Here is a 9,841-nt window from a genome sequence, read left to right on the forward strand (position 1 = left end):
GCCATATATAGAGAGACTAACTCGCGAAGGAAACCCTGTTTCCAAAATGGCGTTCTATTCTGCCTGCTAGTTCAAGTTCAAGCAAAATCGTCAAAACCACGCCGGGAGGGAATTCTGTAAGCCTTATAAGCGCATCAATATCAATGGGGGTCGGACTTAAAAGACGGAGGAGAACAGGGCGGGCTTCATCGAGGGTCTGTTCATTCGGCGACAGGTTTCTGTCAAAGGGCAGGGCGGGTTGTTCTGGTTCCGATAAGGGGCGGGACTTCAGTCCCGATAATTCCTGAAGAATATCTTGCTCACTTTCCACAAGAATAGCCCCGTTTTTTATCAGATTGTTTGTTCCTTTTGCGCGCGGATCCATTGGAGAGCCGGGCACTGCAAAAACATCGCGTCCCTGTTCCGCCGCCATTCTTGCTGTGATCAATGACCCTGATTTTGGGGTGGCCTCCATAACGAGTATACCCAGTGCCATCCCGGAGATAATGCGGTTGCGCCTTGGGAAATGCCGAGCCTGTGGCTGGGTGCCAAAGGGTTGCTCCGCAATCACGCATCCTCCATTTTCGATTTGTGCCTGCAACTCAGCGTTTTCTCGGGGATATTTAACATCAAGGCCGCCGCCTACCACGGCAACGGTTCCTGTTGACAATGACGCCTCATGGGCGACTTTGTCGATACCGCGGGCAAGCCCCGATGTAATGACTAACCCGTTATTTCCCAGTTTTGTGCACAGGGAACGGGTGAGATTCTGAGCAACTGCGGACGCGTTTCGGGACCCAACAACACCCAGCATGTTTTTTCCAAGCAGATCAGTATGGCCCTTTAAACTGATCACGGGCGGGGGATCCGGAATATGGCGGAGTAGTGGCGGATAGTCAGGCTCACAACTGCCTATCATTTGCCCTCCATACTGAAGGACCTGTTCCAACTCGCGCTCAGCAGTGCCCTTCGCACAAATTCTGATCGGTTTTTTGCGGCCGCCGTTTCGGGCAAGTTCAGGGATCGCTTCCAATGCGCGACCGGCATTCTCAAATCGGTTTAAAAGCTGAAAGAATGTAATTGGGCCGACATTTTCTGATCGAATAAGGCGTAACCAATTTAATTTTTCTGCGAATGAAAGTTCAATATTGTGTTGCATCAGAAAAATGTGATGCAAATCGATAAACGCGTCAATTGAAAAAATACTTATTTAATGCGCGTTATTGGTAAGTATTATTTTTTGCCGATTTTGGATTCTTCGCCTTTTATCAAGCGCCCGATATTTTCGTGGTGCCGAATGAAAATAAGAACGGCCATAAATGCGGCTAATTCGATTCGTTGCAGATCCCCGTAGTAAACAGATCCGAATAACGGCGTTTGGGAAAGGGCATAGATATATACAGGGGCAAGGGCCGCCGATACCAACGCAGACAAGGAAGAATAGCGCATTGCGAAGGCAACAAGAAGCCAAGTCAGGGCAACTGCAATACCGGCGGGCCAGGAAATGGCGAGCATGACACCAATAAAGGTGGCGACGCCTTTTCCCCCTTTAAATTTAAGCCAAACGGGAAAAAGGTGACCCAGAAAAGCTGCCCCACCAGCCAGAACAGCATAATCCTGAGTAAGGTAGATGTTGGCAATCAAGACAACGACCGCCCCCTTGCCGCCATCCAGTAAGAGGGTTGCAAGCGCCAGACCTTTATTGCCTGTCCGAAGAACGTTTGTCGTTCCGATGTTACCGGAGCCAATTTTTCGAATATCTCCTAGGCCAGCCATTTTTGTCAGAACGAGACCAAACGGAATGGATCCGAATATATACCCGATCACGATTGCCGCTAAAAATGGCCATGTGTAACTCAGATCCCCCAAAGGTTCCGGCATTATTTCTCATCCCCAAATGTGAAAACGGCCGTGCCGCCAACAAAGGTTTTTAATACCCTGCCTTGAAGCAAATGACCATCAAAAGCGGTATTTTTGGATTTGGATTTCAGCTTCAGACCGTCCACTTTCCAAGGTTTGCCCAAATCGAACAGACACAGATCTGCATCCGCGCCTTTTTCAAGCCTGCCTTTGTCGATGCCAAGAAGTTTGGCCGGGGCCACTGTCATGGTATGCAGCAGTGTCAACAGATCAAGTTGCTGATTATGGTAAAGCCGCAAACTGACCGGTAACATTGTTTCCAGCCCAACGACGCCCGGTTTCGCTTGCGCAAACGGTACTCGTTTACTATCGGCGCTTTGCGGAAGATGCTGAGAGGAGATAATGTCCAAAATGCCGTCTTTCAGCCCTTGGACAACAGCCATTCGGTCTGTTTCTTCCCGTAAAGGGGGGGAAACGCGGGCGAAGGTGCGGTATTCACCGACTTCCAAATCGTTCAGTGCATGATAATGCGGGGCCGTTCCCGCAGTGACATTGATCTGTTCATCCTTTGCCCGGCCGATGGATCGGATAGCGTCAGCTGTGCTCAAATGAGCGGCATGCCATTTCGCCCCGGTCATGGCCGTAAGACGGATATCCCGTTCCACCATAATGGCTTCGGCGCAGGCTGGGATGGATTTCAAACCCATGAAGGTTGCGGTTCTTCCGCCCGTCATCACGCCACTTCCGGCAAGATGAGGTTCTTCCGCATGAACAATGACAGGCTTGTCAAACATCGTAGAATAGGCAAGGGCCCGGCGCATCAGGTTGACATCACCAATGGCCTTTTGCCCATCGCTGAATGCGACAACACCAGCTTCTGACAACAGCCCCAATTCTGCCATTTCTGCACCGAGAAGACCGCGTGTTAATGCCCCGGTAATGACAACGTTCACGGGGCAGGTGTCACGGGCACGCCGCGCTACAATGGCCACAAGGGATGGATCGTCGATCACGGGCTCTGTCGCAGGAAAGGCATTGATCGTGGTTATTCCGCCTGCCGCGGCGGCAAGCCCGGCTGTCGCCATGGTTTCGCGGTGCTCTTTCCCGGGTTCACAAAGATAGGCATGTGCATCCACAAGACCAGGAGCGAGGCAGTGACCGTTGCAGTCTTCCTGGGTACATCCATCAGGAAGTGTGTCTTTTGAAATATGAGGCCCTAAATCCAGAATTTTTCCATCCTGAATAAGAACGCCGCCAAGGGTATCTGTCCCTGTTGCAGGATCCAGAAGGCGCGCGTTTACTAACGCATGAACAGGTTCACTCATTCGTCCGCCTCCCTGCGTGTCAGAAGATCTAGGCAGGCCATTCGAACAGCAACACCCATTTCAACTTGTTCTGAAATTGCACTGATATGCAGGTCGTCCGCGATCTCGGAGTCGATTTCAACACCTCGGTTCATTGGGCCGGGATGCATGATAAGCGCATCCGGCTTTGCCACTCGCAGTTTTTCTTTATCCAAACCAAACAGGTGGAAATATTCGCGGACGGACGGGACGAAGGCTCCTTGCATCCTTTCCGTCTGCAATCGGAGCATCATCACGATATCCGCATCTTTCAGACCATCTTCCATGGAATGATAGACTTCGACGCCCATTGTTTTTGCATTCGATGGTATCAGGGTCGTTGGCCCAACGATGCGGACCCGGGCCCCCATGATATTGAGCAAGGCGATATTTGAACGGGCAACCCGGCTGTGCAGAATATCTCCGCAAATTGCAACAGTCAGTCCGGCAAGGCGTCCTTTGCGATTGCGGATGGTCTGAGCATCAAGCAACGCTTGAGTTGGATGCTCATGACTACCGTCTCCGCCGTTGATAACAGCGCAGTCGACCTTCTGACTGAGAAGGTGCGGTGCGCCGGAATCAGAATGACGGATTACCAAAATATCCGGTCGCATGGCGTTCAACGTCATTGCTGTGTCAATCAGGGTTTCCCCCTTTTTTACCGAACTGGAGCCGACCGACATATTGATGACGTCTGCCCCCAATCTTTGACCGGCCAATTCGAACGAAGTTCTGGTGCGGGTTGAGTTTTCAAAAAACAGGTTGATTTGAGTCATGCCGCGTAAAAGGGAAAGCTTCTTTTCGCGGGCACGTGATCGCTCTGCATAAACATCAGCGACATCTAGAATCAGGCTGATATCCGCAGCGCTGAGCCGTGCTATGTCAAGCAAATGCCTATGGGCAAATCTGGTTTTTTCTAAATGTGTCATTAAAAGGATAGTGTATAGCGATCCTTCGTCTGATCAGCAAGAACCCATTGCGACCCTAACAAAAATATCCCGTAAAGGAAGATGTGTCTTCTATGGGCGAGCGGGAAAGTCTTTGGCCTGCCGTTGCGATCGATCATGGGCGTCCAAAAAGAATCATTGTGCGATCCATTGGACGTCGAAGGCTCAGGACAATTTTTTTGTTTCCCAGAATACCATTATAATGTCCGGTAATTTCTAGCGCATAGACTCTAAAGCGCCCTGAAGAATAAAGGCAGCGGCCATCTTGTCGACAACTTCCGCCCGTCGCTTTCTAGAGGCATCCGCGTCCAGTAATGTTTTCGTGACCGCGACAGTGGAAAGGCGCTCATCCCAAAAGCAGCAGGGTAAGTCAAAATAACCTTCCAAATTCTTTTGAAACTGGCGGATTGACTGGCATCTGGGGCCTTCGCTGCCGTCCATATTCAGAGGCAGGCCGATCACAAAACCACCAACATTGTGGGTCTCTATCAGGGCGCCGATTTTATCCGCATCATCCCTGAATTTTTCGCGTTTTATGGTCAGGAGAGGGGTTGCCACCTTTAGTCCGGTATCGGATAATGCAAGTCCGATGGTTTTAGTCCCTGGGTCGAACCCCATAAGGCGCTGATCGAGGGCAATGAAATGTTTCAAATAGCTGGGGTTGCCGAGGAGCATGGCTTGCGCTAACTTGCGGCCATTGTCGGGCTGGCCTGCTGTCTATATTTGACGGTAATATCTGGTCCGACCTTCCAGATTATGCATCTATACAACAAAGGGTGACACATGTCGCTTGATAAAGCCACTGTGGCAAAAGTAGCAAATTTGGCGCGTATCAGGGTCGAGGAAGAGAAACTCGAACCGCTGGCCGCCGAACTGAACGCGATCCTGGGCTGGGTTGAGCAGCTTGGAGAAGTCGATACCGAAAATGTACCGCCAATGACGTCTGTTGCAGACATGAAATTGCGCTGGCGTCAGGACGAAATCACTGACGGCGGATATCAGGAACAAGTCGTTGCAAATGCGCCCGCAAAAGAAGACGGCTTCTTTGCAGTTCCAAAGGTGATTGAATAATGAGTGATTTAACAAAACTGACAATCGCGGAAGCGCGGGATGGCCTTAAAGGCGGAAAGTTTTCCGCTCGTGAACTGACGGCAGCTCATATTACAGCGATGGACGCGGGCCGGGGTTTGAACGCGTTTATTACCGAAACACCTGAACATGCGGTTGACGCTGCGACAGCGTCCGACGCACGGATTGCAAAAGGTCAAGCGGGTATCATGGAAGGTATTCCGATTGCCATGAAAGACCTGTTTTGTACGAAAGGCGTTTTGACGACAGCGGCATCTCATATTTTGGACGGTTTTAAGCCTGAATATGAAAGCACTGTTTCGCAGAATTTATGGAACGCTGGTGCTGTCATGCTTGGCAAGGTGAATTTGGACGAGTTTGCGATGGGCTCCTCTAACGAAACCAGCTATTACGGCAATGTGGTCAACCCGTGGCGCCGAAGCACTGACGATCAGCCTTTGGTGCCGGGTGGATCCTCTGGCGGTTCTGCAAGTGCTGTGGCGTCCCGAATTGCAATGGCGGCGACCGGTACCGATACGGGCGGATCTATTCGTCAACCTGCCGCCTTTACGGGTATTGTTGGGATGAAGCCAACCTATGGACGGTGTTCCCGGTGGGGTGTTGTGGCCTTTGCCTCCAGTCTTGATCAGGCGGGTCCAATGACACGCAGCGTGCGCGACGCGGCTATTATGCTTGAAGCCATGGCAGGGTTTGATCCAAAGGACAGCACGAGTGTTGATATGGCTGTTCCAAACTTTGAAGCAGCGTTGACCGGTGATATCCGGGGCCTCAAAATTGGTATACCTAAAGAATATCGCCTGGACGGTATGTCTGAAGAAATTGCGGCGCTTTGGGATCAGGGGATTGCCTGGTTGAAAGAGGCCGGTGCTGAAATTGTTGATATCAGTCTGCCGCATACAAAATATGCGCTGCCAGCCTACTACATTATCGCCCCGGCCGAAGCGTCCAGTAATCTGGCCCGCTATGATGGGGTTCGGTATGGTCTTCGGGTTGAAGGTGAAGATCTGGCGGACATGTATTCGCGGACACGCGGCGAAGGCTTCGGAGACGAAGTTCAGCGGCGTTTGCTTATTGGTACATATGCTCTGTCCGCAGGCTATTATGATGCCTACTACCTGAAGGCTCAGAAAGTTCGCACACGGATTGCTGATGATTTCAAGGAAGCTTACAAAACCGTTGATGCAATTTTGACCCCAACAGCACCAAGTGCCGCTTTTGCAGCTGGTGAAAAAGGGGACGATCCGCTGGAGATGTATTTGAACGACGTGTTCACTGTGCCAGCCAGTTTGGCGGGCTTGCCCGGTATTTCTGTTCCTGCTGGTCTTTCTTCAGATGGATTGCCTTTGGGATTGCAGCTTTTGGGACGGCCTTTTGAAGAAGAAACAGTTCTAAAAGTCGCCGGCGTGATGGAAGAAGCCGCAGGCTTTACAGCCACACCAACAGATTGGTGGAGGGGTTAAAATGGGTATGATTGTTCAAGGCGCTACGGGCGATTGGGAAGTGGTTATTGGTTTGGAGGTGCATGCGCAAGTCTCTTCAAAAGCCAAGCTTTTCTCAGGATCAGCCACTGAATACGGAGCAGAGCAGAATACGCAGGTTTCCTTCGTTGACGCAGCGATGCCCGGAATGTTGCCGGTCATCAATGAAATGGCTGTGGAACAGGCGGTTCGTACTGGTTTGGGTCTCAAAGCGCAGATCAATAAATTTTCTGTTTTTGATCGGAAAAACTACTTTTACGCGGACCTTCCACAAGGGTATCAGATCAGTCAGTATCTGCAGCCGATTGTCGGTGAAGGAAAGATGCTAATTGATCTTAAAGACGGATCAACCAAGGAAATTGGTATTACCCGTCTGCATCTTGAACAGGATGCGGGTAAAAGTATTCATGATCAGCATCCAACGAATACACTTGTCGATTTAAATCGGTCAGGCGTGGCTTTGATGGAAATTGTTTCGGAACCTGATATCCGTTCTCCAGAAGAAGCCGCGGCCTATGTTAAAAAATTACGGAGTATTCTTCGCTACTTGGGAACCTGTGACGGCAATATGGAAGAAGGGTCCATGCGGGCGGACGTGAATGTGTCTGTTCGCAAGCCTGGTGATCCATTCGGGACCCGCTGTGAAATGAAAAATATCAATTCTCTCCGCTTTATTCAGCAGGCGATTGTCTACGAAGCCAATCGACAGGTTGATATTCTAGAAGCGGGCGGCACGATCGATCAGGAAACCCGTCTTTATGACAGTGTAAAGGGCGAAACACGCTCGATGCGGTCAAAGGAAGAAGCCCATGACTATCGGTACTTCCCTGACCCGGATCTGTTGCCTCTGGAATTTGATGATGCTTTTGTCGAGAAGATCAAAAGCCAGTTGCCTGAACTGCCGGATGACAAAAAGGCTCGGTTCATCGATGAACTTGGTCTGACCGCCTATGATGCGGGTGTGCTGGTTGCTGAAAAAGAGGTTGCGGATTACTTTGAAGCCGTTGCTGAGGGCCGGGATGCAAAGCTTTCTGCAAACTGGGTAATTGGTGAATTGTTCGGTAATCTGAACCGAACAGGCAAAAGCCTCTCAGATAGCCCGGTCTCGGCAGAGGCTCTGGGTAAGCTGATTGACTTGATCAAGGATGGCACGATTTCCAATCGGATCGCTAAAGAAGTTTTTGAAGAAATGTTCGATAGCGGTAAGGCGGCAGCGGATATTGTCGAAGAAAAAGGTCTGAAGCAGGTCTCTGATACGGGCGCTATTGAGGCGGCCATTGACGAGGTGATAGCAGCAAACCCTGACAAGCTTGAAGAATATCGTGGTGGTAAGGATAAGCTGCTTGGTTTCTTTATGGGGCAGGTTATGAAGGCCACAGGCGGGAAAGCCAACCCAGGTGTGGTCAATAAAATCCTGAAGCCAAAACTGGATGGATAATAAAAAAAGGCGGAGCAAATGCTCCGCCTTTTTTGTTTGCTGCGTTGCAAAATATTATTGGTAGGAACTTACGGCCCAAATCAGCATAATCGCTGGAAAGATAAAAATCGCAGCGGTATCTGTATATTTGCTAAAAGATGTACTAACTGATTTAAAACGGTTTTTAAGAGCCATCACAACGTTCCCTAAAAAAATACTGCCGGAATTTTCCAATAATTGATGATAGAGACATCATTTATCGATATTTCGCATATGCAGCATTGATCGTGATCAATTTAATCTGGATTTTTTCGATCTGTAAAAATTTCGGCGTATTTACCGCTTATTAATCTGCTGCCCGATATAATTCACCTCTAAAAAGTAATGGTGGATGTTTATGGGTTTGAAGAACAATCAGCAGTGTGCCAATCAAAAGGGGTCATTCACCCTTGTCGCCGCGCTCCTTGTTTCAAGTTTTATCCTATTGGCTGCCCTTCAAATGTCCTCGGATGATGAGACATCGGACCTTGCTATAATTTTCCCACCATCGGTTTCTTTAACAGAAATCTCCCAAAGACTTGCGGCATTGCCTGTGAGTTTTGTGAGAACAGGGTTTTTCGAAAACATCGTTATTGTCCGCCCTGAAAAAAGCTTTTCTGTTGAGAGTATTGTGACAGTAGGGGCGTGGTTTACGATGAGCGCCTTAGCCAATGGTGGGTGTGGTTTCTTTAAAAAAAGTAAGACTTAATTCGCAAGTGAGACATATCTTATGAACGCTCTTGATCAATTACGGCAGTCAATTTCGAAAAATATTGCAATTCTTTTGTGGATCCATGTTCCTGTCATTGTTGTTTCTGCAATGATGATCGGTGCGGACTGGATGGGTGCTACACTTGGTGCGGCTTTATTTGCCGCTATACCAACCGCCTTGCTCTTGATGGGCGGGGCCAGTGCCAATTTTCGATATGCCGTGAGTGTTGGATATATCGTTCAGGTCGGGTTGCTGGTTTATGTCTTCAAAGGGCATCCCTGGCAAATCGACATTCACATGTATTTCTTTGCCTCTTTGGCTGTTATTTCGGTTCTATGTTGTTGGAAGTCGATTATCGTCGCGACCGTGACGATTGCTTTGCATCACTTGATTCTTAATTTTGCGTTGCCCGCAGCGGTGTTTCCGGAAGGTGCAGATTTCGGTCGGGTCGTTCTGCATGCGGTAATTGTTGTCTTTGAGTCTGCTGTGTTGACGTCACTTACTTTTAAACTGGTTCAGGCTTTTGATGCGTCCGCGCAATCTGTAGAGGCGGCTGAGGCTGCAAAAGCCGTTGCGGATGCGGAAAAACAAAGAGCCGTTGATGCGAGTGAGGCTGCGAAACAATCTGAAGTTCATGTTCGTGAGTTACAGGCGGAAGCAGAACGCCTGAACGCTGAAAAACAGGAAGCCTCGGATGCGGCGTTAGCGCGCCGCCAGGCGGAGCGTCAGGCAGTTGCCCGGGAGTTTGAAGAATCTGTTGGAAATCTGGTTCTGAAACTTGTTTCCAATTCCAAAAACCTGACGGATTTGGCCGGCAACATGCAGCATGCTTCTGACAATGTGAAAGGCAAGGCAGGCGAGACGGTAACCATGACAGATGCGATGTCTGGTAATGTTCAATCGGTCAGTTCTGCGGCAGAACAGTTAAGTGCCTCTATTCAGGAGATTTCGTCTCAGGTGAACCGTTCAAGTCATGT

The 9,841-nt window shown here is 49.6% G+C and carries 9 protein-coding genes and 1 pseudogene; 5 read left to right on the plus strand and 5 right to left on the minus strand.

Annotated elements, in window-relative coordinates; all coding sequences use genetic code 11:
* Positions 1-16: 16 nt before the first annotated feature.
* From dprA to ruvX, 5 genes are all read right to left on the minus strand, one after another.
* On the minus strand, positions 17-1,138 hold the full coding sequence (dprA, locus tag ACJAYR_RS17510) for a DNA-processing protein DprA (RefSeq protein WP_415237796.1): 1,122 nt from the start codon (positions 1,136-1,138) through the stop codon (positions 17-19).
* A 74-nt stretch (positions 1,139-1,212) separates the two neighbouring features.
* Entirely contained in the window at positions 1,213-1,860 is a 648-nt protein-coding gene (plsY, locus tag ACJAYR_RS17515) for a glycerol-3-phosphate 1-O-acyltransferase PlsY (protein ID WP_415237797.1), read from the minus strand.
* Positions 1,860-3,164 carry a dihydroorotase gene (pyrC, locus tag ACJAYR_RS17520; protein ID WP_415237798.1) on the minus strand — a complete coding sequence of 435 codons (1,305 nt, stop codon included), beginning with the start codon at positions 3,162-3,164 and terminating at the stop codon, positions 1,860-1,862. Before pyrC ends, plsY begins: the two co-directional genes overlap by 1 nt.
* Positions 3,161-4,111: an aspartate carbamoyltransferase catalytic subunit gene (locus tag ACJAYR_RS17525; RefSeq protein ID WP_415237799.1), complete on the minus strand. Its 951-nt coding sequence runs from the start codon at positions 4,109-4,111 to the stop codon at positions 3,161-3,163. Before ACJAYR_RS17525 ends, pyrC begins: the two co-directional genes overlap by 4 nt.
* Positions 4,112-4,345: 234 nt before the next feature.
* Entirely contained in the window at positions 4,346-4,804 is a 459-nt protein-coding gene (ruvX, locus tag ACJAYR_RS17530) for a Holliday junction resolvase RuvX (protein WP_169544830.1), read from the minus strand.
* Positions 4,805-4,912: 108 nt separating this feature from the next.
* Here ruvX and gatC point away from each other — a divergent pair, with 108 nt between their 5' ends.
* The 5 genes and pseudogenes from gatC to ACJAYR_RS17555 all read left to right on the plus strand — a co-directional run.
* Complete coding sequence (gene gatC, locus ACJAYR_RS17535) at positions 4,913-5,200, plus strand: Asp-tRNA(Asn)/Glu-tRNA(Gln) amidotransferase subunit GatC (RefSeq protein ID WP_169544831.1); 288 nt, start codon at positions 4,913-4,915, stop codon at positions 5,198-5,200.
* The gene (gene gatA / locus ACJAYR_RS17540) at positions 5,200-6,678 is read left to right on the plus strand and encodes an Asp-tRNA(Asn)/Glu-tRNA(Gln) amidotransferase subunit GatA (protein WP_415237800.1); all 1,479 of its coding nucleotides are present in this window, start codon (positions 5,200-5,202) and stop codon (positions 6,676-6,678) included. Before gatC ends, gatA begins: the two co-directional genes overlap by 1 nt.
* Before the next feature lies 1 nt (position 6,679).
* A complete protein-coding gene (gene gatB, locus ACJAYR_RS17545) occupies positions 6,680-8,134 on the plus strand; it encodes an Asp-tRNA(Asn)/Glu-tRNA(Gln) amidotransferase subunit GatB (RefSeq protein ID WP_415237801.1) in 1,455 nt (484 codons plus the stop codon).
* A gap of 376 nt (positions 8,135-8,510) precedes the next feature.
* Entirely contained in the window at positions 8,511-8,861 is a 351-nt protein-coding gene (locus ACJAYR_RS17550) for a hypothetical protein (protein WP_415237802.1), read from the plus strand.
* Between the two features lie 21 nt (positions 8,862-8,882).
* Positions 8,883-9,841: pseudogene (locus tag ACJAYR_RS17555) on the plus strand (hypothetical protein); the annotation flags it as partial.

It is taken from the genome of Sneathiella sp. (genome assembly GCF_047631475.1).
Taxonomy (GTDB): Bacteria; Pseudomonadota; Alphaproteobacteria; order Sneathiellales; family Sneathiellaceae; genus Sneathiella.

Bases quoted from the DNA above. Each gene is read 5' to 3' on its own strand.
- gatA (WP_415237800.1), top strand. From the start codon at position 5,200: ATGAGTGATTTAACAAAACTGACAATCGCGGAAGCGCGGGATGGCCTT.
- ACJAYR_RS17550 (WP_415237802.1), top strand. From the start codon at position 8,511: ATGGGTTTGAAGAACAATCAGCAGTGTGCCAATCAAAAGGGGTCATTC.
- gatC (WP_169544831.1), top strand. From the start codon at position 4,913: ATGTCGCTTGATAAAGCCACTGTGGCAAAAGTAGCAAATTTGGCGCGT.
- ACJAYR_RS17525 (WP_415237799.1), bottom strand. From the start codon at position 4,111: ATGACACATTTAGAAAAAACCAGATTTGCCCATAGGCATTTGCTTGAC.
- gatB (WP_415237801.1), top strand. From the start codon at position 6,680: ATGGGTATGATTGTTCAAGGCGCTACGGGCGATTGGGAAGTGGTTATT.
- pyrC (WP_415237798.1), bottom strand. From the start codon at position 3,164: ATGAGTGAACCTGTTCATGCGTTAGTAAACGCGCGCCTTCTGGATCCT.
- dprA (WP_415237796.1), bottom strand. From the start codon at position 1,138: ATGCAACACAATATTGAACTTTCATTCGCAGAAAAATTAAATTGGTTA.
- ruvX (WP_169544830.1), bottom strand. From the start codon at position 4,804: ATGCTCCTCGGCAACCCCAGCTATTTGAAACATTTCATTGCCCTCGAT.
- plsY (WP_415237797.1), bottom strand. From the start codon at position 1,860: ATGCCGGAACCTTTGGGGGATCTGAGTTACACATGGCCATTTTTAGCG.